The sequence below is a fragment of the Streptomyces sp. NPDC013157 genome, from assembly GCF_042899865.1.
GTDB lineage: Bacteria > Actinomycetota > Actinomycetes > Streptomycetales > Streptomycetaceae > Streptomyces.
In genome coordinates this window covers 1-22221 of the sequence record NZ_JBIBAK010000014.1, presented here as the reverse complement: position 1 = coordinate 22221, position 22221 = coordinate 1, and the positions used below count along the sequence as shown (strand labels likewise).

At 68.9% G+C, this 22221-nt stretch carries 20 protein-coding genes and 2 pseudogenes; 9 read left to right on the top strand and 13 right to left on the bottom strand.

The window, feature by feature from the left end:
* Positions 1-32 precede the first annotated feature (32 nt).
* A complete protein-coding gene (locus ACFY6U_RS34335) occupies positions 33-707 on the bottom strand; it encodes an SDR family NAD(P)-dependent oxidoreductase (protein ID WP_390044505.1) in 675 nt (224 codons plus the stop codon).
* 128 nt (positions 708-835) lie between these two features.
* Here ACFY6U_RS34335 and ACFY6U_RS34330 point away from each other — a divergent pair, with 128 nt between their 5' ends.
* Positions 836-1549, top strand: a complete 714-nt coding sequence (locus ACFY6U_RS34330; protein WP_390044503.1) for a TetR/AcrR family transcriptional regulator — start codon at positions 836-838, stop codon at positions 1547-1549.
* 124 nt (positions 1550-1673) lie between these two features.
* On the opposite strand, the gene ACFY6U_RS34325 is transcribed toward ACFY6U_RS34330, so the two are convergent.
* The gene (locus tag ACFY6U_RS34325) at positions 1674-1880 is read right to left on the bottom strand and encodes a hypothetical protein (protein WP_390044502.1); all 207 of its coding nucleotides are present in this window, start codon (positions 1878-1880) and stop codon (positions 1674-1676) included.
* Between the two features lie 100 nt (positions 1881-1980).
* Between ACFY6U_RS34325 and ACFY6U_RS34320 the strand changes: the two genes are divergently transcribed.
* The gene (locus ACFY6U_RS34320; protein ID WP_390044500.1) at positions 1981-2778 is read left to right on the top strand and encodes a hypothetical protein; all 798 of its coding nucleotides are present in this window, start codon (positions 1981-1983) and stop codon (positions 2776-2778) included.
* A gap of 43 nt (positions 2779-2821) precedes the next feature.
* Here the strand turns inward: ACFY6U_RS34320 and ACFY6U_RS34315 are convergent, their stop codons facing one another.
* Together ACFY6U_RS34315 and ACFY6U_RS34310 are read right to left on the bottom strand one after the other, a co-directional pair.
* A complete protein-coding gene (locus ACFY6U_RS34315) occupies positions 2822-3088 on the bottom strand; it encodes a hypothetical protein (RefSeq protein ID WP_390044498.1) in 267 nt (88 codons plus the stop codon).
* Positions 3089-3412: 324 nt separating this feature from the next.
* Positions 3413-4459: a 4,5-dihydroxyphthalate decarboxylase gene (locus ACFY6U_RS34310; protein WP_390044496.1), complete on the bottom strand. Its 1047-nt coding sequence runs from the start codon at positions 4457-4459 to the stop codon at positions 3413-3415.
* Between the two features lie 107 nt (positions 4460-4566).
* Between ACFY6U_RS34310 and ACFY6U_RS34305 the strand changes: the two genes are divergently transcribed.
* Positions 4567-5427 (top strand): LysR family transcriptional regulator, encoded by an 861-nt coding sequence (locus ACFY6U_RS34305; protein ID WP_390044494.1) that lies wholly within the window; start codon positions 4567-4569, stop codon positions 5425-5427.
* 793 nt (positions 5428-6220) lie between these two features.
* Here the strand turns inward: ACFY6U_RS34305 and ACFY6U_RS34300 are convergent.
* A complete protein-coding gene (locus tag ACFY6U_RS34300) occupies positions 6221-6730 on the bottom strand; it encodes a helicase associated domain-containing protein (RefSeq protein WP_390044492.1) in 510 nt (169 codons plus the stop codon).
* Positions 6731-6871: 141 nt separating this feature from the next.
* Here ACFY6U_RS34300 and ACFY6U_RS34295 point away from each other — a divergent pair, with 141 nt between their 5' ends.
* Together ACFY6U_RS34295 and ACFY6U_RS34290 are read left to right on the top strand one after the other, a co-directional pair.
* Positions 6872-7225 carry a hypothetical protein gene (locus ACFY6U_RS34295; protein WP_390044490.1) on the top strand — a complete coding sequence of 118 codons (354 nt, stop codon included), beginning with the start codon at positions 6872-6874 and terminating at the stop codon, positions 7223-7225.
* A gap of 158 nt (positions 7226-7383) precedes the next feature.
* Complete coding sequence (locus tag ACFY6U_RS34290) at positions 7384-9825, top strand: Helicase associated domain protein (protein WP_390044488.1); 2442 nt, start codon at positions 7384-7386, stop codon at positions 9823-9825.
* Between the two features lie 372 nt (positions 9826-10197).
* On the opposite strand, the pseudogene ACFY6U_RS34285 reads toward ACFY6U_RS34290, so the two are convergent.
* From ACFY6U_RS34285 to ACFY6U_RS34270, 4 genes and pseudogenes are all read right to left on the bottom strand, one after another.
* Positions 10198-10701: pseudogene (locus ACFY6U_RS34285) on the bottom strand (TetR/AcrR family transcriptional regulator).
* 256 nt (positions 10702-10957) lie between these two features.
* A complete protein-coding gene (locus ACFY6U_RS34280; RefSeq protein ID WP_390044486.1) occupies positions 10958-12430 on the bottom strand; it encodes a class I adenylate-forming enzyme family protein in 1473 nt (490 codons plus the stop codon).
* 37 nt (positions 12431-12467) lie between these two features.
* Positions 12468-13391, bottom strand: a complete 924-nt coding sequence (locus tag ACFY6U_RS34275) for an alpha/beta hydrolase (protein WP_390044484.1) — start codon at positions 13389-13391, stop codon at positions 12468-12470.
* Positions 13392-13398: 7 nt separating this feature from the next.
* Positions 13399-14367, bottom strand: a complete 969-nt coding sequence (locus tag ACFY6U_RS34270; RefSeq protein WP_390044482.1) for an enoyl-CoA hydratase/isomerase family protein — start codon at positions 14365-14367, stop codon at positions 13399-13401.
* A 265-nt stretch (positions 14368-14632) separates the two neighbouring features.
* On the opposite strand from ACFY6U_RS34270, the gene ACFY6U_RS34265 reads away from it, so the two are divergent.
* Positions 14633-15316, top strand: coding sequence for a TetR/AcrR family transcriptional regulator (locus ACFY6U_RS34265; protein ID WP_390044480.1), 684 nt, complete (start codon positions 14633-14635; stop codon positions 15314-15316).
* Positions 15317-15355: 39 nt separating this feature from the next.
* Here ACFY6U_RS34265 and ACFY6U_RS34260 read toward each other — a convergent pair whose 3' ends face one another.
* The 3 genes from ACFY6U_RS34260 to ACFY6U_RS34250 all read right to left on the bottom strand — a co-directional run bounded on the left by ACFY6U_RS34260 (position 15356) and on the right by ACFY6U_RS34250 (position 18653).
* Complete coding sequence (locus ACFY6U_RS34260) at positions 15356-16252, bottom strand: short-chain dehydrogenase/reductase (protein ID WP_390044478.1); 897 nt, start codon at positions 16250-16252, stop codon at positions 15356-15358.
* Between the two features lie 529 nt (positions 16253-16781).
* Positions 16782-17276, bottom strand: coding sequence for a MarR family winged helix-turn-helix transcriptional regulator (locus ACFY6U_RS34255; RefSeq protein WP_390044476.1), 495 nt, complete (start codon positions 17274-17276; stop codon positions 16782-16784).
* Between the two features lie 150 nt (positions 17277-17426).
* Positions 17427-18653: an acyl-CoA dehydrogenase family protein gene (locus ACFY6U_RS34250; RefSeq protein WP_390044474.1), complete on the bottom strand. Its 1227-nt coding sequence runs from the start codon at positions 18651-18653 to the stop codon at positions 17427-17429.
* Positions 18654-18716: 63 nt separating this feature from the next.
* Between ACFY6U_RS34250 and ACFY6U_RS34245 the strand changes: the two genes are divergently transcribed.
* From ACFY6U_RS34245 to ACFY6U_RS34235, 3 genes are all read left to right on the top strand, one after another.
* A complete protein-coding gene (locus tag ACFY6U_RS34245) occupies positions 18717-19544 on the top strand; it encodes an SDR family oxidoreductase (RefSeq protein WP_390044472.1) in 828 nt (275 codons plus the stop codon).
* 401 nt (positions 19545-19945) lie between these two features.
* On the top strand, positions 19946-20701 hold the full coding sequence (locus tag ACFY6U_RS34240) for an SDR family oxidoreductase (protein WP_390044470.1): 756 nt from the start codon (positions 19946-19948) through the stop codon (positions 20699-20701).
* Between the two features lie 39 nt (positions 20702-20740).
* The gene (locus ACFY6U_RS34235; RefSeq protein ID WP_390044468.1) at positions 20741-21433 is read left to right on the top strand and encodes a TetR/AcrR family transcriptional regulator; all 693 of its coding nucleotides are present in this window, start codon (positions 20741-20743) and stop codon (positions 21431-21433) included.
* A 208-nt stretch (positions 21434-21641) separates the two neighbouring features.
* On the opposite strand, the pseudogene ACFY6U_RS34230 reads toward ACFY6U_RS34235, so the two are convergent.
* A pseudogene (locus tag ACFY6U_RS34230) lies at positions 21642-21963 on the bottom strand (alpha/beta hydrolase); the annotation flags it as partial.
* Between the last annotated feature and the right edge of the window lie 258 nt (positions 21964-22221).

Below are 22221 nucleotides of genomic sequence, written 5' to 3'. Positions count from 1 at the left end.
GGGAGGCCATGAGGACGGGTGGCTGATGGGCTTCAGAGACTGAAGACGAGTTCGGCCTGGTCGCGCTTGGTGGTGTGCAGGTCCCAGTAGACCGGGGAGATCTCCTCGGGCTGGGCGGTCGGGAATCCGGGGATCGCCGGCGTGCCGATCGACACGTTGATGGCGACGTGCGCCGCCTGGACACCGGTGCCGTCCAGCTCCTTGTGCAAGTTGATCACCCAGTTGCGCAGCGCCGCGGCGGCGGCGTTGACGTTGGCGACCTGCGGCACGGGGTCGACGGAGCCGGCGCCGGTGGTGAACAGCAGGGTGCCCGCACCGGCCTCCCGCATGGCGGGCAGCACCGCACGGGTGGCGTCGATCGCTCCGTAGAGCTGGAACTCCATCTCGTGCTGCACGTCGGCCGGCTTGGTGGCGCCCGGGGTGGTCATGACGGTCTGGAGGCCGCCGACCGGGGAGTACTCCAGGACGTCGATGCCGCCGAAGTGCGTAGCTGCGTTCTTGAGTGCCTGGGTGAGGGCGGGGCGGTCGAGGACGTCGGCGGGGAAGGCGGCGGCGGTGATGCCCTCGGCGGCCAGCTCGCCGGCAAGGACTTCGAGCTTGGCCCGGTTGCGGGCGATCAGTGCGACGTCGTAGCCGTGAGTGCCGTAGGTGCGGGCAATGGCGAGACCGAGCTGAGGGCCGGCACCGACGATGGCGATGGTGGGCATGAGAGAGCCTTTCCCTGGAGGGGTGGTGGATAGGGCTATCCGTTTCATTTCCGGAAAGCTCTATCCGGTTCGCTGCTCACCGTAACACGAGAATCGGATAAGGCATTCCGGTTTGCTAGTCTGGCGTCATGAGCCCCCGAGACCCGCACACCGAAGCCAGCGCCGACGCGACTGTTTCCGCAGGTCAGTCCAAGCGCATCGACGCAGAGCGCAACCGGGGGCGGATCATCGCCGCCGCGCGCACGGTCTTCGGGCGCGACGGGCTGAACGCGTCGATGGCCTCGGTCGCACGGGAGACCGGCGTCGGGATCGCCACCCTCTTCCGCCACTTCCCCCGCAAGGAGGACCTGCTCGCCGCGGTCTTCGCCGACCGCATGAAGGCGTACGCGCAGGCCACCGACGCAGCCCTGGCCGATCCGGACCCGTGGCACGGCTTCACCGGCTACATCCAGGACGTCTGCGCGATGCAGGCCGCCGACCGCGGCTTCGCCGACATCCTGACCATGAACTTCCCGGGCGTTCCGGAGCTGGAGACATACCACGCTCAGGCATACGAGGGCTTCCTCGAACTCATCGGCCGCGCCAAGAACAGCGGGCAGCTGCGCGAGGACTTCACCAGCCGCGATCTCGTGCTGCTACTGATGGCCAACGCCGGAGTCCTCAGCGCCACTGCCGATGCCGCCCCGGACGCCTGGCGCCGCCTGGTCGCCTGGATGATCCAGTCCTTCCAGGCCCCGGCCCGCGGCCCGCTGCCGGACCCGCCGGAAGACGCTGCGCTGTACGAGGCCATGCGCCGCGCCAGCCAGAGCGCCACCGCCCCCGAGACTGGAAAGCGACGCTGAACCAGCGACTGGTGAGACAGTGCGACCGCGATGAGGCCGTACATCGGAGTGGTCTTGGCGGTGGTCGGATCCGCTTGGCAACCTCACAGAACATCAACCATTCCGCACGTGCGCATAACCGGGTTCACCAGTACTCGTCGAGATCCTCGCGCGCCGGGACCAGGCCGTCATCGTGAAGTTCGCCGTACGCGGCGACCGTGAACGTATCGGTCTGCCGCCCGCTGGCCGCAAGGCCCACCGGATCCACACCCATGGTGTGAGTGGTGCCTTGGGCCGAAAGAGATGCCCTGCCGGGCGTCGCGAGCTTCTGGGGTCCTCGACCTGTGATCATGTGATCGCTCATTGAAAGTTATCGACCAGGAGCTCCAGGTCGCGAGGCCCGATGTCGCGTCGCCGTGGAGCGCTCGCGGGAACTCGCTGGAGGTGATGTGGTGGACTGGTTGACCTCGCTGCCGGCGGTGGTGCTGGTTGCGGGCGGACTCCTGCTCGCCCTCCTGGTTGCGGCGGTGGCGCGGGTCGGCGTCCGGGCGCTCGTACCGGTCGGTGAACGGGACCGGGTGCCGCAGATCGCCACACCCCTGATGCCGACGCTCGGCGCCGCCTTCGCGATCTTTGCGGCACTCTCACTGGCCAGCGAGGCCGGCTACCTGCGCGCGGCCGAGGGGTTGGTGAGCGATGAGGCGGCCGCGGCCTCCCGCCTGGCATGGGCGGCGACCAGTCCGCAGGTCCAGTCGGAGCCGATCCACGCGGCACTGCTGGACTACTTGCGGACCACGCGTGCCAGGGAGTGGGAGGGCACGGCAGCGGCGTCCGGCGACGACCCGGCCACCGCTCGATCGATCGCACGGCTGGAGCGCAGGGTCCGCGCCGAGGCGGCCAGGCCCGGTGTGGGAACGGCGACGGGTACGGAGCTGGTGGTTTCCCTGGACGGTGTCACCAGTAGCCGTCGCGCCCGCGTCGCGGCCGCCTCACGCGAGGTTCCCGCTCTCTACGTCGTCACGCTCGTGGTCAGCGGGGTGGCCTTGATCGTGAACTCCGGCGCACTGGTCTTCCGCAGCAGTCTGCGAACCTCGCTGCTCATCGTCGGGGTTGCGAGCGTGGTCGGGCTGAGCCTGGCGTTGCTCTTCGCACTCAGCGCGCCCTGGAACGGACCGTTCGTCGTCAGCGGGCACCCACTCGACGCCATCATCCGGGACCTGAAGTCCGGCTTCTTCGACGGTGGGCCGTAGGCGGCGGAGAAGAGGACCGCAGAAGCGACCGTGAAGGCCGCGGTCACGCAATCAAGGAAGCCGCCCGGCCTCGTGAAACGCGTCGAAGGCCATCGTCGACGGCCGAGACTCGGTCCCGATCGGCGTAGCGGAACCACGCCTGCTCGGCGGTCTCCCTCGACGGGGTCAGTTCACCGCGGTGACCGGCGGTGTAACAGAGCATCCTGAAGGGGCCGTGATCCCGATGGCCCTCGCCGATCTCGAAGGTGACGAAGCGCACCATGGAGCCGGGATCGATCGCCGTCTGCAGTTCCTCGTCGATCTCCCGCACCAGGGTCTCGCCGTCGGGCTCGTAGCCCGGTGGAAGTACCTTTCCGAACCCCGGTTCCCGGTGAGTCCCCGCCCGGGTCGATCACGGCGCCTTCCTGACCCTGCATTCCGCTGGGAAACCTCCGCTCGCGCGGAGCCGACGGTGCCGTCAACGGTCACCGGATATGAGCCGTCGGGGCACCTCCGCTCCCGCGGAGGCGCCCCGCCCCAGGGTTACCGCACGTATCAGGTCTGGCGGTCCGCTCCGCGCCCGCGGAGGTGTCCCGTAGAGGAAGGCCACGCCCTGGTTGGCTATGGCGGCGTCATTTGGGACCACCGAGGCGGCTCAAATCGGCCCCGCTGTGTCAAGATCGCTGCTCGTGAAGGAGGGCGGTGATGTGTCGAGCGATTCCCCGGCGAAGACGTCTTCGATCTTCCATTGCCGGCTGGTCAGGCCCTGCTGGTGGTGATAGCGCAGGCAGGTGTCGAGGGCGGCGCGGTTGGCTGCGATGCCGTAGGGCCACCAGTCCTCGAGGAACTCTTCACCGTTGCGATCCACCAGGGCGTTCATCCACGGAATCATGGTCTGGACCTGGTAGAGCCTGCGGTTGTGGCGATAGCGTTCGGCAGCGGCGTCCTTCGCCCGGGAGAAGGTGCGGTAGACGTTCTGCGCGAGTCCGGGATGGTCCCGCAGCAGTTCCCGCCGGATGACGATGGTGTGCATGATCGGGAAGATGCCGGTTCGCCGGTAGTAGTCGCGTTCGAGCGGCTCGAAGTCGGGGAACAGCCGGGTGACGTTCGGGGATCCGTCGAGTACGCACTGGGGGACGTTCGCCGAGAACAGTGCGTCGATCTCACCGGCGTCGAGCATCGTGCTCAGTGTCTTTCCCCCGGGTGCGACGCGCACGTCGACTTCGGCCGGGTGCGGATGGGGGATGAAGTCGAAGGGGGGCGCGGGGTGTTCGAGGCCGCCGATCACCCAGCGGCTTTCCTCGGGTTTGAATCCGTACTCGTCCATCAGGATCCCTTTAGCCCACACACCGGAGTCCTGCCCGTAGACGCCGAACTCGCCGATGGTCCTGCCCGCAAGATCGCCCGGTTCCGTGATCCCGCTGTGGACGTTGACGAAGATGCACGAGTGGCGGAACACGCGGTTCGGGAAGACCGGCAACGCTACGTACGGCAGTCCTGTCTCCAGCAGCCGAAGGTAGAACGTGAGACCGAGCTCGGCTACGTCGAACTCGTTTCCGCGGATCAGCCGTTCGAAGAGCTCCGGCAGGGTCGCTCCGGTTTTCATCGTGACGTCGATGCCGTCGGTGCTTACGGTCCCATCGAACAGTGCCCGCGTCGTGTCGTACGGGAAACACCCGACCGTGAGGGCAGGGGCGGCCATGAAAACTCCTCCTCGTCGGATCTGCTGCTTCCATCGTTGGCCGTCGCTCTGTCCGCTGTCCAAGACCCGTTGGGAACGTCCGATACCGCACGGGTATCGTGCTTGAGGTGGACCTTCGCTCGCTCCGGTATTTCATCGCCGTCGCCGAGGAGTGCCACATCGGCCGGGCGGCGAACCGCCTTCACATGACGCAGCCACCACTGAGCCGCGCGATCCGGCAGCTCGAGGACGAACTCGGCGTCCTGCTGTTCCAACGCACTCCCAGGGGCGTCACCCTCACGCCCGCTGGAAAGGTTCTGTACGACGAAACGGGGGCGTTGCTGGGGCGAGCCGACCGGATCCGCAGGCGAGTGGCCGCCGCGGCGGGCACGGCACCCCTCGCCGTCGGGACTTTGGCGGACGCGGCCGAACAGGTCGGCGGCCGACTGGTCTCGCTCTTCCGGGCCCGCTATCCACACGTCCACGTCATCATCCACGAATCCGACCTCGGCGACCCGACAGCCGGACTCCGCGCCGGGCTGGTCGACGTGGCAATCACCCGAACTCCCTTCGACGACACCGGCATCAGCATGCACGTCCTGCGCTCGGTACCCGTCGGCGTAGTCATGCGTAACGATGACCCGTTCGCCGGTCACGCCTCGGTCTCGTCGACCGACCTCGCCGGCCGCCGGTGGGTCCGGCTGCCGGAGGGCGCCGATCCGGTGTGGACGGCGTACTGGACCGGCAGCGGAGACAACGACAACGACGCGTCGCCGGTCATGCGAACGATCCAGGAGTGCCTGCAAGCGGTCCTGTGGAACGGTACATCGGCTCTCGCTCCCATCGATCAGCCGTTGCCCGCCGGTCTGGTCGTCGTCCCGCTAAGTGACCGCCCGTCCAGTGATCTCGTCGTGACCTGGCCAAGGGCAGCATGCAGCCCACTGGTACGCGGCTTCATCCAAGTCGCAAAGCACTGCTGGCACACCTGAAACAGGCAGCGGTGCTGCTGGACTCATCTCATCACCACAGCTCAGGGCCACCAACCACGAGGGCTGCCACCTCCCGTGTGCTGATCTGAAACTTCCAGCTCCATCCGCTGGTGGCGAACTACTGCACCGAGCGCGTCCCCATCCCACCCGCACTACCTGCGTCAATGGGAACATTCTTGCCAAGAGAAGCGCTACGGCATGACGAGCTGATCTTGTTACCAAGGCACGCGAGACCGGTAGACTTGCAGGCCACCTTCACGAGCAGCGATCTTCACAAAGTGGGGCCGATTCGGGCCGCCTCCGTGGTCCCCAATGACGCCGCCCTAGCCACCCTGGTCGGCGACGGTGTCCGCTCCGCGCCCGCGGAGGTGTCCCGGTGAAGCCGGCTTCTTCGATGGTGGCCTTGAGGTCCGCTCCGTGCTCGCTCGCGAAGGTGTCCCGGCTGCCAGCGGCGTCGTCGGCGCGGCCGCCTCGTCTGCTTCGTGCTCGTGGAGGCGTCCCGCTCACTGAGGTGTTCCGTTCGATGCCGAAGCGGGCCGTCTGCTGCGCGGCGGCGGACCTTGTTCGCTTTGTCTGCTCGGGGAATGCCCGACTGTCCGTCCGTGCTGTAGGGGGTGTGGTTGTGAAGGGGACAGTGTCCCCGGGCCTCACCTATTGCCCATGAGGACGATCGTTCGGCTGAAGCCTCATGGAGCCTTTCGCCGCGTAGGCGACCGCCCTTCACGACCACGTGTACGACCGTTGCCCGCCCCCTGAGTTCCCGGGGGTGGGCAACGTCGTGTCCGGCCGCTGTCTACCAGCGCATGCCGAACTGGTCGAGGTCGGCGCGGCGTTGTGGGCTCAGCTTCCCGGCCCTGCGGCGGGTGTTGTCCAACCAGGCTCCGAGCTTCACGACCTCTTCCCGGCCGCTGCCGGCCTCTTCGCCCACGATGATCGTTTCGAGGTGCTTGCGGGGCACCAGGAGATGGCCCTCCCGTGCGTGGTACTGGCGGGCGGCGGCGAGGTTGGCGGCCCATCGGGCGTCCTGCGTGCGGGGTGCGCCGGGTACTAGCTCACCCTCCGCCGGGGGCTCGATCCCGACCGTCTCCAGGAGCCACTGCTGCGCGGGCGTCAGATTGTCCCATCCGGTGCGCTGTCCGGCGATCCAGACGCCCAGGTCCTCGCCCTGGACGATCAGTTGACCGGCCGCGGTTGGGAGTGCGGCCCCGGATTTCGTGTGGGCGAGGGCAAGCCGCAGGGCGCGCTGCCATCCGATCTCCCACGCCGGGCGCCACCCGGGGTCGAGATCGGCCAGAGCTTCCATACGGCTCTCTGACAGCTCCCCGGCGTAGGGGACGTCCGTTTCCCCGCTCGCCCGCCGTTCGCCGTTCTCGGCCGTCTGACAAATACGCTGTTGATCACTGAGTTGACAGTCGGTCGGCGGCGGCCTCCGTACACGATCGTGGTGAGCCCCGCCACCCACCTGGCCGAGACCGACGTCGATCGAAGCCGCTTCATCCGGCCGACCTGGCAGGGAGAGGCCATCCCCGAGCCCCACCAGAAGTGGAAGGCAGTCTTCGCCACCCGGGACCGCACCTTCAGGGGCCTGTACTACGGGGGCCCCACCCTTGAAGAGACGCAGACTTTCCGCGTCCCAAATACCGTTCTGTCCGACGCGATGTGGAAGATGGTCCAGAACGAGCCGCCCTGCGCGATCCTGTGCACCGGCCTCACCAGGGACCCCTCCGCAGCCGAAATCACGACCGCCCTGGAAGAAGGGAGGCTCCAAGCAGTCCTGGTAGAAGCCCTGTTCGCCTAGCCTCCAGACCAGCCCCGCGGCATCCCCTAGCGTTGCACGACACGACCCACGCCCGACCGGCCCGGCCCGCAAGCCCCCGTAACACCACTCAGCGAAGGACACCCGACACGATGGATCCCGCCGGCCACCGCTCCATCGCGCACTGAGGATCTTGTTTCATGCCCTCCGAGGAGCCCATCGCCGAGATCGCCGCCGTCACCGCCTCCCGCGCCTGCCCCGCCCGGCTCTCACTACGCCCGGACCAGCAGCGGGCCGTCGACAGTGCGGCACGTCACCTGGCACGCGCACACACCCGCGGACACATGGTGTCGGCCTGCGGCACTGGAAAAACGCTCACCGCGCTGCGGACCGCCGAAGCCCTTGATGCCCGGCACCTGCTGATCGCCGTGCCGAGTCTGGACCTCATCTCACAGTGGGCCCGCACAGCCCGCAACGACGGACGCCCAGAGCCGATGATGGCCGTCTCCTCCCTGGCTGCGGCCAAGCACCCGGTCCTGGCCGGAGCAGCCGTCCACAGCACCAACAACCCGGAGTTCCTGGCGACCTGGCTGGCCCGGCACGAGCACGCCACCGTCTTCGTCACGCTCGACTCCCTCCCGAGAATCGAACAGACCCAGCACACCCGCGCTCCCGCACCCACCTTCGACCTCCTGATCGTCGATGAGGCACACCGCACCGCAGGAAGCTGGGACAAGGGCTGGACCGTCCTGCACGACCACACCCGCATCCGCGCCGACCGCCGTCTCTACCTGACCGCCACCCCCTACGAATGGGACCCACCCCGCCTGACCGAAGCACCCACCACCCGCCCCCAGCCCAAGCGCACCGCAACCACCGCACCCGCCTGGGACACCCCCGCCCTCGTCGCCTCCATGGCGGACACGAAAACCTTCGGCCCCCGCCTGCACACCTACAGTCACGCCGACGCCATCGAGGACGGAGTCCTCGCCGATTATCAACTGGTCGTCCCCGCGATCACCGACACCCACCTGCGCACCGTACTCACCACCCCCGACACCTACTCCGGCTTCGGCCCGGCCGCACGCCGCACCACCGCCCTGCACCTGGCGATCCTCAAAGCGATGACCGAACACGACCTCCACCACGTGATCGTGTACTTCCAGCAGGTCGCCGACGCCACCGACTTCGCCCGCCAGTTCCCCCACACCCTGCGCACTCTCACCGAAGCCCAACGTCCCGCCTGGACCAGTGACCTGGTCGTCCAGTCGATCAACGGCACCCACAACCCCGGCCAGCGCCACGACATCCTGACCGACTTCGCCGCCGCCGACCGGGCCGTGCTGACCAACGCCCAGGTGCTGGGGGAGGGCGTCGACCTGCCGGCCGTCGACGCCGTCGTCTTCGCCGACCGCACCGCCAGCGTCCGCCGCATCGTCCAAGCCCTCGGCCGCGCCCTGCGTAAACCTCCCACCCAGGACACGAAGACCGCCAGCCTCGTCATCCCCGCCTACATCCCCCACGGCGCCGATCCCACCGACCTCCTCGGAACCCCCTACGAAGCCCTCTGGCTCGTCACCGCGGCCCTGCGCCACCACGACCAGACCATCGCCGCCCGTGCTCCGCGCACCACCGCCAAACACCGCCTCGGACAAGGCACCCGCACGCTCCTCGCCCGCCGCTTCCGCTTCGACTTCACCCTCGACCCCGACGTCATCGCCCGGGCCATGGACCTGATCGCCTGGCCCGCCGACAACGCGGCCCTCTCCGCCCCACGCCGGGCAGGCCTCGCGGCCGCGACCCGCTTCCACGCCGAACACCACCACCTGCGCGTCCCCACCGACTACGAGGACGCCTACGGCTACCGGCTCGGCACCTTCATCGCCGGCCAGCGCACCGCCCGCAGACAAAACCTCCTCACCGAGGACTGGACCGCCGAACTCGACGCGCTCGGCATGATCTGGGACGACCACGAAGCAGTCTGGCAGGGCCACCTCACCACCGTCACCGCCTTCCACACCGAGCACGGCCACCTCGCCATCCCCCTCCACCAGCCCGGCGGACAGTTCCTCGTCAGCCAGCGAGCCCTCGCCCGCAACCACCGCCTCCACCCCGACCGCCACGCCCAGCTCGCCGCCCTGGACCCCCACTGGACCCTCCCGCACGGCCCCGACTGGCACCGCAAATACCACCTCCTGCGACGCCACATCGAAGCCGGCCACAGCCCCGCCACGCTGCGCCGCGACACGGTGATCGACGAGGTGAAGGTGGGAAGCTGGCTGCACCGCCAGTTCTCCACCTGGGACCGGCTCGCCCCTGGGCAACGCGACCTCCTGGCCCGCCTGCGGCTGACCCCGAACGCCACCGCCCTGCCCCCTGCGAGGCGGATGAGCCCTCCCGCGGCGAAGCGGCCCCGCCGTTCCTTCGAGCAGACCGCGCAGGTCCTCGGGCTCTTCGTCGAGCACTGGAACCGGCCGCCCGGTGCCCGGGAATGGGTTGAGGTCGACGGAGAACGCGTCATGATCGGACCCTGGCTCTGCAAGACGCGTGCCAAAAGGAACGCCGGTCAACTCACCTCGGAACAAGATGACTTGATGGCAGAGATTCTCAAAGCGGACTGGGCTGCCTGTGAATCCGGGTAGAGACCTCTTTTGGGTAACTGTCCCGCAGTCGGTGAAAGCGGTGGATGACCCGGCTGATCGAGGAGTTGGTGATCCACGTTCAGGCCGAAGGACCGCAGCTGACCGGCGCAGGTGGAGACAGCGCTCGAGTTCCTCGAACGACAGTGAGCATGGAGTGCCGTTGACGCCCGGGCCGAGGAGGCTGCCTCAGAGCCGTGTTGCCTCTGGGCGAGTGGCTCGGGCGGCCCGGTCGGGGTTGCTGACCCGCTTGCTTCCTGAAAGTTGGGCGATGGCCAGGCGGGTGTCCGGGGCCGCCATACGCGATGTGTGTTTCCGGCTGGCGAAGCCCCCGGCGACTGTGCGAGGGCCGTGAGCCGTCCTCCTCGGTGCACCTCAGCGCATGAAGGTGAGGGTGTTCTCCATGCCCTCCTCGAGGACCTCGTCGGGCGAACTTCCGGCCGGAGAGGGCGCGGGGCAGCTGCAACGTCTCCACCAACAGTAGAGCCCGGTGGCCTTCCCACGAGCGGACTGGGAGTCCTCAGGTGACGGGCGGGCGGCGATCTCGTCCAAAATGTCCCGCGCGCCGGTGTAGGCCTGCTTGGTCTGGCCCGCGCAGCGGTCGATCTCGTCGAACAGCGCGGCGGAGGGCCATCCGGTGCCCGGGTGGTCCCGGTGCGCAGGCGACAGGTACTCGCGGACGAGGTCCTCGAGTCCGGCGCGGCCGGGCCGCAGCGTGCCGTGGCTCGCGACCTGCGTGCGCACGTGGTCGGCCATGACGTGGGCGACGAGGTCGTCCGTGGAGGCGAAGTGCGCGTAGAAGGCTCCGTTGGTGAGCCCGGCGTCCGACATCAGCGTGGAGATGCCCGAGCCGTCTGTGCCGTCCTGCTTGAACCGCATCGTCGCTGAGGTTCCTCACGGTCTGTGGCCTGGGGGCGAGCGCACCGGTCAGGCTGGGCGGCGACGGCCCTCACCGTCGCCGCCCAGTCAGCCAAGGGCCTGCGCCGCCGTTGCGAGCAACTCCGCGGATGTCCCCGGCAGGCGGGGCGTGTGGCGAAGCCCGCGCAGTTCCGGGGGAGCCCGGAACTGCCACTCGGCCCCGGGCACGGAGCTGAGGGCCGCCACCGCAGGCAGCCCACAGCGCCATTCATGGAGGTCAGGCCCGCGCAGAGACCTCAGTGTGGGCAGCGCGCAGCGAGACCTTGTCGATCTTGCCGACCGCGTTCTTCGCGATGGCTTCCACCACGAAGAACGCGGTCGGGCGCTTGAAGCCGGTGAGGCTGCGTGCGCAGAGGGACTGCAGAGCCGAGGGATCGACGGTCGAACCCGGTCGGGGCTGGACGTAGGCGACGACGACTTCTCCCCATTTCTCGTCGGGGACGCCGATCACGGCGGCCTCGAGCACCGATGGGTCACCGACGAGGACGTCCTCGATCTCCTTGGGGTAGATGTTCTCCCCGCCACGGATGATCATGTCTTTCGAACGTCCGACCAGGGTCAGGTATCCGTCGGCGTCGAGCCGGCCCACGTCGCCGGTGTGCAGCCAGCCGTCGACGAGGACTTTGGCTGTTTCTTCCGGGCGGCCGAGATAGCCCCGCATGACGTTGGGTCCCCGCACGACGACCTCTCCCTCCACGCCCGGCGGCACCTCGCTGCCGTCGGCGTCGACGATCCGGATCTCCTGGCCGGGGAAGGGCAGTCCCACGGTTCCGGCGCGTCGGGGGCCCGCAACAGGATTGATGGTGGATGCGCAGGTTCCCTCGGACAGCCCGTACCCCTCGACGAGCGGAAACCCGTAACGGGCCTCGAACCGGGTCAGCAGCTCGGCGGAGGCGGGTGCCGCGCCGCAGACTCCGAAGCGCAGGGACGACGTGTCCGGGCGGACCTGGTCCGGAAGCGCCGCGAGCATGCTGTAGATCGTCGGCACGGCGCTGAAGAAGGTGGGGCGCTCGCGCTCGACGACGTCGAAGAAGGTCTCGGGATGGAACCGGTCGGCGATGGTGACGCTCGCGCCCGCCAGCAACGGGATGAGGGTGCTGACCACGATGCCGTTGACGTGGAAGAGCGGCAGGATCAGCAGGCACCGGTCGGCCGGCCCGACCTCCAGCGCCCGACGCCCCATGTCCGCCATGGCGTCTATGTTGGCGTGGTCGAGCATCACGCCTTTGGGAACCCCGGTCGTGCCGCTGGTGTAGATGAGCAGGGCCAGCGCGGACGGGTCCGCAAGGGGTGCTTGATCCGGCTCCGCCGCTGCGTGGTGCAGTTCGCCGACGGCGAGGACGGCAGTCCCGTCCGCCACGGCGGCCTCACCGTCCTCGCTCACCAGGAGGCGTGCGCCGGAGTCTGTGAGCTGCCGGGCCACTTCGATGTCGGTCATGCTCGGATTGACCGGCGTGATGGTGGCGCCGAGCCGCCAGGCGGCGAACAGCAGGAGCACGAACTCGACGCGGTTGGTCAGCCTGAGGGCCACGACGTCGCCGGGGCCGACCCCGAGGTCCTGGAGGTGACGTGCCGCCGCCTGGACGCGACGCAGCAACTGGACGTTGGTGAGGGCCTGGCGGCCGTCCGAGACCGCGGCCCCGTCGGGGTCGAGGGCCGCGCGGCGGTCGGGCAGAGATGCGAAATTCATGGCGAGGGCGTACCTGTCTGGGTGTGATGCGGTCCGGTCACGCAGCTGACGTGGCGGCTGCCGGGTTCAGCTGGCGGGTGAGGAACTCGATCTGGTCGCGCACCAGTACTTCGAAGGTCTCGCCGGTGTAGAAGTCGAAGTGGCCGGCGTCGTACCTCTTGATCTCTCCCTTGGGTGCGGTGCGCGCGTAGCGGAGGGTCTGGGCGGGAGGCGTGACGGAGTCGGTGTCGCTGACGCAGAAGAGGATCGGGATGGTGATCTTCCTGGCCGCGCGCCCGGGCCGGTAGGCGAGGATGGTCGGGATGACCCTCGCCGCCACCTCGTTGCGGAACGTCGTTCCCGCGGGCTGGAGCGCCTGGTATCCGGGCAGGGCGTCCGGGGCGTTCATTAGGGCCGGTGTGCCGGGGGTGGCGGCGATCGGCACCATCACGGGCGGCTTTCCGCGGCCTCTGGCTGCCAGATCGCGGGCTACCACGGGGAGGACCTTGAGCGAGGCGGCAGGGCCGAGCGCGAGCGCGGAGGCGAGACCGTCGGTGAAGGGGCACTGCGCCACGGCCGCGCGCAGTTCGGGGTGGCGTGAGGCGACGGTGATGGCATGGCCGCCGCCGAACGAGCTGCCCCATACGGCAATGCGTGTGCGGTCGACGTCCGTGCGTGCCTTGACGTAGGCGAGGGCGGCGTCCCAGTCGGTGAGCTGACGCTTGATCGACAGGAGTTGGCGAGGGTGGCCGCCGCTGTCACCGAAGTGCCGGTAGGTGAAGGCCACCGCGGCGATGCCGGCCTGTGCGAAGCGCTCGGCGAAGGCGTCCAGGCGCATCTCGCGGACGGCGCCGAGGCCGTGCCCGAGGATGACGACGGGCGCAGACGTGACGCCCGTGGGGAGGTAGAGCCAACCGGCGCAGGTGCTGTCGCCGGAAGGGAACGTGATGTCGTGACGGGTGAAGGACTGCTGAGTGGTCATCGTCGGTTCACCGCCCGCTCGTCGGGCGACGGCCCGGCACGCTGCCCGACGCGAGGGCCCGGGCGTAGGTGCCCGGTGTGTAGAGCGGGAGTTCGCCGGTGGCGTGGGTAATGGCCTGGTAGTCGAGCATCAGCCTCTGTCCTTCCTTCGACATGACCTGGGTGAAGAACTCGGCGCGTTCGACGTGCAGGCCGTCCTCCAGTGACATCGAGCCGCCGAAGTACACCGACCTCTTGGCGGCCGCGACCGACCCCTTCGGCCGCTTCCCGAAGTGCTCGGCGAGTTCGACCGCCTGCGCGACCACCTTGTCCTGCGCGACGACCTTGTCCACCGCCCCGTTGGCGAGAGCTTCCGCGGGCGTGAACGGCTTGCCTTCGAGGATCGCGGCCAGGGACCGGTGGGTGCCGATCAGGCGGGTCAGCCGCTGGGTGCCGCCACCGCCCGGGATGATGCCGAGGAGGATCTCCGGCTGGCCGATGAAGAAGTCCCCGTCGGCCATGACCCGCAGATCGCACGCCCAGGCGAACTCCGCGCCGAGGCCGAGAGCCGAACCGTTGAGGGCGGCGACGTAGAGCACGCCGCTGGCGTTCATCCGCAGGAAGGTCGTGTGCAGACGTTCCAGCTGAAGGGCTCCCCGCATCGGGGTCCTGCGCATCACGGGCCCGAGGAGGCGGGACCGGTCCACGCGCTTCGCCATGCGGACGACGGCCGCGGCACCGCGCCGGCCGACCGTAGGGCTCGCGGCGCCCTCCTCCTGCAGCCACCGGACCGCGGCATGGCTGACGAACCGCTGGGGATGCGCCCCGGTGAAGACGACGGCACGGACGTTCGGATCGCGGTCGGCTCGGGCCACCAGCCTGTCCAGCTGCTGGGCGATGTCGAGGCCGAACTCCTGATGCGGGCCGCCGTCGACCCGGACGATCAGGACGGCCCCGCGATCTTCGATCGTCAGACGGCCCTTGTCTTTGTATGGCATGAGTTCGGCTCCCGTGCTGAGTTCATGGCGGGGGTGGGAAAGTGCGTCGGGACGGCCGCGGATGCGTGTCGCAGCGATGAGGTCGGGTTCGCCCCGACACGCTGTGCCCGCACGGGCGGCAGGAGACTGGACCAGCGCGTGATGACGTGTCCGAAGGCGGACGCGTGTATCGAAGGCGGCACGTCACATGCGATGTGTACTATTGCCGTGAAGAATTACATAACCAAGTTATTTCCGGTGTGTCAACGGTGGAGGCGTACAGAACATGGCAGGGCGGGCGAGGCTCGAAGACGCACCGGAACGACTTGTGCAGGCGGCCATCGGCCTGCTGGCCGAGCAGGGTCCGTCGGCTGTGAAGGCGCGCACGGTGGCCTCCGCGAGCGGACTGTCGACGATGGTGGTCTACAGCCACTTCGGCGGGATCCCCGAGCTGATGAGCGCCGTTGCCGACCACGGGTTCAAGGAACTCGGCGCGGCGTTCGGCCGGGTACCGGTGACGGAGGACCCGATCGCGGATCTTTTCGCCATGGCCCTGACCTGCCGTCGGCAGGCCCGCGAGAACCCTCACCTCTACGACCTGATGTTCGGCCTGTCCACTCGGGCGACCTACCGGCCTCTGCCGGATACGGACCGCCGCCTGAGCGGGCACTCCCCGGCCTTTCGGGAAGCCCACGCCCATGTCACCGCGGCATGCGAACGGCTCCTGGACTCCGGCAGGGTCGAGCGGCAGGAACCCGAAGTCATCGCCGCCCAGCTGTGGAGCTACGTGCACGGTTACATCACCCTCGAACTGGCTGAACACTTCGTCGAGTTCGACGACGCCGTGGCGCAGGTGCTCCTGCCGATGGGCGTGACCTTCGCTGTCGGGCTGGGTGACCAGCGGGAACGTGCCGAGGCCTCCCACGAGACCGGCGCCCGCCTGTACGACTCGATCGTCCAAGGCCGCTGAGAGGCCTGGTCGTCGGGTGCTGCCCCGGTGCGCGGCCGGCTAGGACGCCCTGGTCTCCGCGGGAGGGGCATCTGTGCCAGGCGTGAGTTGGTCCTGCCTCCCCAGCGCCGCGACCTCCCGTTCGAGGGACGGCACCGCCCGGGCCGCGAAGCGCCTCGCCCAGGGCCAGGCCAGCGGTGAATTCAGCGCCGCCTTGGCCCAGTTGGCCACAACGACCGCACGCGGGACGTACACGCGGGCGCGCCGGCGCACGAGTCCGTCGACGATCGCGGCGGCCGCCCGGTCGGAGCTCGTGGTGACATTGCCCGGATAGGGGAGGCGCGCCCGCAGGTCCTGGAACGAGGGGAGGTCCGCCTCGGCGCCTCGCACGAGGTCCGTGTCGATCCAGGAGGGGTGCACCACGCCGACCGTGACTCCGAGGTGGGCCACCTCCTGCCGGTAGGTCAGGGCGAGCAGCTCGGCCCCGGCCTTGCTCGCGCCGTAGGAGGCCATCGCGGCCAGCGGCATGAACGACAGCGCGGACGCGACGACCAGCACGTGGCCCCGGCTGCGCTCCAGGTGCGGCGTCGCGTACTTGAGGGTGCGGAACACGCCGTTCAGGTTGATGTCCAGGACCCGCTCGAACGACGCCTCGTCCGTCTGCCGCACCGTCCCGTACGCCACGACGCCGGCATTGGCGACCACGAGGTCGATGCCGCCCATGACCTCGGCGGCCTCGTCGAGCGCCGATCGCAGAGCGGCCCCGTCGCGCACATCGGCCTCACGCCACGAAGCGGCGGGACCCAGCTCGTCGGCAAGAGCCCGCAACCGATCCGCTTCGAGGCCGATCACGGTCACCCGGGCCCCGCGGGCGGCGGCCAGGCGGGCCACCTTCTCCCCGATACCGCGTGCCGCACCGGTGACAACCAGTTTTCTGCCCTGCAAGTCACGTTTCATGGCGGCAACATAACTTCGTTATCGATGGAGCGCAAGAGGCCGCGCACCTGACTGCTGCTCGGTTGGCTACGCCCGGACCCCGGGCGAGGTCAGTCTTCGACGCGTGCCTCCACCACGAGCGAAGCCGGTCCCTGGCCGCGACGGCCCTCACCGGCCGGATCCGTACAAGATGACGGGATCCCCCCTGGTGTGGGGCGCCGCCCGCGTGGCTCAGCCGGATGTCGTCCTCAGGCCCGGTGTGCACGGCCCGGTCGTGGCCTTCAGCCTCGACACGGTGCCTGGGCGTGTGCCGTGGCTACGGGGGGCGCTGAACCGGCCGCCGAAAGGAACTGTCCGTGGGCGAGCGGCGTGAGGATGCGCGCGCTCTCCTTCGCGGAGGTGTCGGTCGATGAGGCAGGCCCTCGCTGATGTCGGTCGGCATCCCTGCGATGAGGCCGGCCGTCGTGCCTGGGAGGTCGTCGCCGTCATGGCGATCTGCAAGCGGGCAGACCGGCACGAGGCCGCCGCCGGCCGCGAAGCCCTACTGCTGTTACGCCCTTTTCGCGCCGCTCTGCTCGCGGACGGCATCGAACATGGCGGTGAGAGCGGGACTCCCGGCGAGGCTGCCCAGCAGGGCGTGGAGCGAGTGCCGTTCAGTGGTGCCGAGAGCGGCGAGGATTTCGCTGTCGAGACCGACGAGTGTGCGGTTGAGGTCGGCCAGGACCTTGCGCCCGTCGTCGGTGATGTCGACGGCGTACCGGCGTCGGTCCTGCGGATCGCGTGTCCGCTCTGCGTATCCGGCCCGCTCCAGGTCGTCAAGACTCGTCACCATCGTCGCCGGGTCGATGCGCAGGAACGAGCCGAGCGCCAGTTGCGGCATGGCTCCATTGTCGGCCAGGGCCTGCAGGACGCTGTAGTGGCGCACGCGCAGGCCGGTTCCGCTGATGCCGTCTTCGGCGATCCTGAATGCCACCTGCCCGAGTTTGACCAGCAGGCAGATGGTGTGTTCGGCCACGGTCCCCGGTACCAGCGGAGCCTCGGACATCGTTTATCCCGCCTATGGTTAGCCCTGCGTATCGTCTGGCTCCATCGTACGAGAAGGCCTGAGGTGGCCGGACCCATGAGGTGACCGGACCGGGGCAGCGATCGGGGTGCGCGGAATCGGGGCTCGAGGGGCAGGGAATGCGCGGGGCCTTCAGCCGGCGATGGTCCGGCCGAAGATCTGCCGGGCTATGACCCACTTCTGGATCTCGTTGGTGCCCTCGTAGATCTCGCCGATCTTGCTGTCCCGGTAGATCGCCTCGACGGGGCCAGGGCTGCCGTCGGCGCCCAGTTCGCGGGCGAAGCCGAGGCCTCCGAAAGCCTGGACGGCGTCGCGCGCCATGTCCACCGACAGCTTGGTGGCGTAGTACTTCGCCATCGCGGCCTCGGGTTCCGGGGACGGGTTGCCGGCGTCCAGGCGCAGGGCGGCCTTGGTGACGAGGGTGCGGGCGTTGTCGATCTCGGTGGCCCGCTCGGCGAGCAGGAACTGCCAGTGCTGGTTGGCGGCCACCGGCTTGCCGAAGGCGTGTCGCGTCGACAGGTGGGCCACGGTGTGGTCGAAGGCGGCCTGTGCCATGCCGACCCCGGCGGCCGCGATGCCGATCCGGCCGTAGGTCAGTGTGGACAGTGCGTGGCGCAGTCCGTGTCCCTCGGCGCCGCCGAGGAGGTCGTCGTCGGACAGGTGTACGTCCGTGAAGCGGATGTCCGCGGTGAGCTGGCCGCGGTTGCCCATCTTGCGGTCGGCAAGGCCCACTTGAACGCCCGGAAGCGTTGTGTCGACGATGAACATGCTCGGCCGCTCGCCGGTGCGGGCGAGAACCACCACGAAGGCGGCCACGGGCGAGTTGGAGATCCACCGCTTGTGGCCCTTCAGCACCCAACCGGTCTCGGTGCGTACGGCCTCGGTCTGAACGGCCTGCGGAGACAGGTCGCTGGAGGCGTCCGGCTCGGTGGTGGCGAACGCGCCGACCACCGAGCCCTTTGCGACCTTGGGCAGCCAGCGCTGCTGCTGCTCCTCGGTGCCCTGCCGCAGGGCGTTGCCCGCCAGGATGCAGTGCACGTCGAAGACGGCCGCGACGCTGCTGGAGTAGTAGGCCAGTTCCTCGATCGCCGCGGCGGTGGCGGTCGCCGGGTGGGTCAGACCGTCGCCGCCGACCTCGCCGGGGAAGGGGATCCGGAAGACCCCTGCCGATGCGAGCGCGTCGAACACCTGCCGGGGGAAGCCGTCGGTGCGCTCGTCGCCGTTCGCGATCGCCGCGGCGTGCGGAGCCACCTCTTCTTCCGCGATCCGGCGCACGGCGGCGCGTACGGACTGGGTCTCTTTCGGGGCGAGGAGCTCGTGGTAGAGCCGGTCGCTCTGGCGTGCGGGAGTGGAAGTCATGCGCGGACCATATCATTCGCATCGCGTATGATTAGCTAACCAATCGATTGTGGAGGTTCGACCATGACACGGACGCTGGCCGGCAAGACCGTCCTGATGTCGGGAGGCAGCCGCGGCATCGGACTCGCCATCGCCCTGCGCGCGGCCCGCGACGGTGCGAACGTGGTGATGCTCGCCAAGACCGCCGTACCGCACCCGAAGCTCGAAGGCACGGTCCACACCGCGGTCGAGGAGATCGAGCGCACGGGGGGCAAGGGGCTGGCCGTCGTCGGTGATGTCCGCAACGAGGACGACGTACGCACCGCCGTCAACGCCGCGGTCACTGCCTTCGGCGGCATCGACATCGTGGTCAACAACGCCAGCGCGATCGACCTGTCGTCGACGGAGCAGCTGGAGATGAAGCGGTACGACCTGATGCAGGACATCAACACGCGCGGCACGTTCCTGCTGAGCAAGGCCGCGATCCCGCACCTGCGGGAAGCGGACAACCCGCACATCCTCACCCTGTCGCCGCCGTTGAACCTCGCGCCGCACTGGGTGGGCAAGCATCTCGGTTACACGCTGTCGAAGTACGGGATGAGTCTGTGCACCATCGGGCTCGCCGAGGAACTCGCCGCCGACGGCATCGCCGCCAACTCGCTGTGGCCGCGAACCCTGATCGACACCGCCGCCGTACGCAACGTGGTCGGCGGCGCCGGACAAGCCCGTAGTCCGCAGATCATGGCTGACGCCGCGTACGCCGTCCTCACGCGTGACGCGCGCACGTGCACCGGCAACCTGTTCATCGACGACGAGGTCCTGCTCGACGAAGGCGTCACCGACCTGTCCGTCTACAGCCCTGCCGGATTCGAGGGTGATCTCGCGCTCGACATATTCGTCGACGCTGCCTGATTCCGCTCGGTTTCGAGGCGGGGCGGGCCTCACCCCGCTCGCGCAGCGACGATCCGTGCCGCCGGTGTGCAAGGCGTGCGCAACTCGAATGCCATGTCGCGGCCGTCGGTGAGGAGTCGGGAGATGGTGGTCTTCCCAGCCTGGGCGGCCCCGCACAAATCTCGCGGCGCTCATCGGGCTCTGGGCATACCGGCGAGGCGCTAAAACAGCGTCCCGCGGCGTGGATCTCAGGAGCTTCGGTCGCCGGAAGCGGCCCGCTCGTTCGCCACCTTCCCGGCTCAGCAGAACCACCCCGGGCCGCTGATGGTAAGTGGATCGACTTGCCGTAAGCGTGGCGCGGGAGCTACCTTCATGTGGTGAGTCGATCGACTTACCTTACTTCTCGGCGAGGAACAGCGAACATGAATCGTCTTGCGGGCAAGCGCGCCCTCATCACCGGCGGCACGAGCGGCATCGGTCTGGAGACCGCGCAGCGTTTTATCGCGGAGGGCGCCGACGTGTTGGTCACGGGCGTCACCCCGGCCAGCATCGACAGGGCGCGACAGATCCTCGGGGACAAGGTGCCGGTGGTGCGGGCCGATGCGCGCGATCTCGATGCGCAGCGCGCCCTGGCCAAGCAGGTGGGTGAGTACTTCGGGAAGCTGGACGTGGCGTTCCTGAACGCCGGCGTCTCGGACTGGCGGCCCTTCGAGGACCACACGGAGGACAGTTTCGACCGGCTCTTCGACATCAACGTCAAGAGCGTCTTCTTTCTCACTCAGGCCCTGGTGCCCGTGCTGGCCAACCCGTCCTCGGTCATCCTCAACGCGTCCAGCAGCGCGCACGGCGGCTACGCGCATTCGAACGCCTACGCCGCGACAAAGGCGGCTCTCGGCTCCCTGATGCGGTCGTGGAACGCGGACCTGCTCAGGTCGCACGGCATCCGGTTCAACGCGATCAGCCCCGGCCCGGTGGACACCCCGCTGTACTCCAAGCTCGGGATCGAGGACGCCGCGCAGCAGGCGGCGGTCCTGGAGGGGATCAGCGCCGGCATCCCGCTGGGCCGCATGGGTCTGCCCGAGGAGGTCGCGGAAGCCGTCGTGTATCTGGCCTCCGACGCCTCCGCCTTCGCGGTGGGCCAGGACCTTATCCTGGACGGCGGCCAGACCGTCCTCTGACAGCGAGGATGCGGCCGGAGACGGGCGAGGGGCGTGGGTATGGCGGTGGCGGACCGTGACCGAGCGGAAAGCGGTGGCGATGCGTGCCAGGCCGGGTATCACGCGCAGATCAAAGAGGAGAACCGTGCGCGTATCATCCGCGCCGCCCGCGACCTCTTCCTCGCCCGGGGATACGACAAGACCTCCCTGGCTCAGATCGCCAAGGAGGCCCGCGTCTCCACCGGCACCCTCTTCAAGCGGTACCCCTCCAAGGCCGCGCTGTTCGCGGCCGTCACCTCCGAACAGTGGCAGCTGGACGTGGAGTACGCCGAACCGCCCCCGCCCGGCGACCCCCGGTACGGTCTGGACCACATCGGCCGTGACTACGCCTGCCTGGTCGCGCGGCCCGGTACGGCGGCGCTGTGCCGCCTCATCATCACCGAGCTGCCCCAGATGCCGGAACTCGCCGACATCGTCGGCACCGGCTTCGCCATCGATCGCGGACCCTTCTTCGACCGGCTCCGCGGCTACCTGGAGGCCGAGGCGCAGGCGGGCACACTCGACTTCCGTTCGGCCGACGGACAGCCGCAGTCGGCGGCCGAAGTGGCCGAACAGTTCCTCGGCATGATCTGCAGCCAGTTCCTGTGGCCCCAACTCGTACGGACCGACTTCGTCCCGCCCAACCCCACCGACGCCGCGATCGTGGACGAAGCCGTCGCCCTCATGCTCAGCCGTTACAGCACCGGATCCTGACCCCCGGACCACTTGTTCACGCTGCCACAACGCCAAGACGTCATCCCTGCCATGACAGCCGCGGGTAGGGGTGACTCGACCGGCAACGAACACGGGCGAGCGCGACCGGTCATTCCAGCAACCAACAGCGGCAGTCGGCCGAGCCGGGTCGGCTCTCCGCACCGTCGAGTCCGTCGGCCGCGTGTCCCTCGGGCTCCGGCCTGCCCCGCTACTCCGCGAGCAGTCGGCGCAGCCACTCCATCTGGGCCGGCTGGCAGGCCTGGGAGAGGGTTGCCTGGGGGATGAGGCCGTCAAAGCCGTGGAAGCCGCCGGGCCATACGTGGAGCTCGGCGACTTTGCCGGCCTGCCACAGGCGGGTGGCGTAGGTGACGACCTCGTCGCGGAACGTCTCGGCTGAGCCGACGTCGAGGAAGGTCGGGGGTGCTTGGAGAGGTTCTTTGTGGGGGTTGGGGTGGTGTGCGGGGGGTGTTCGGGCTGTCGCGTTGTTCGCCGGGCAGTGCGGTCTATCCGGTTTCGTTGGGGGTGCGGTTCTACTGGCTGGGGTCCGTTGTCGCGTGGTGTATGCCTTGTTGGACTTGGCGGTGAAGTTCCTTGGGCGGATCAGTGTGGACACGGGTATGGTGCGGGCGGTCGGCACGGTGGTCGGCGGGAGTTGTCAAGGTGTCCGGTGCGTGGGAGGTGATCGGCACTGGTGTCTGTCGGTGTGGGACGTGCTCGCCGTGGTTCATGTCCTGGGGCAGTCGTTCACGGGGTGCGGTCGGCGTGGCGGAGGACGGGGCGCAGGGTTT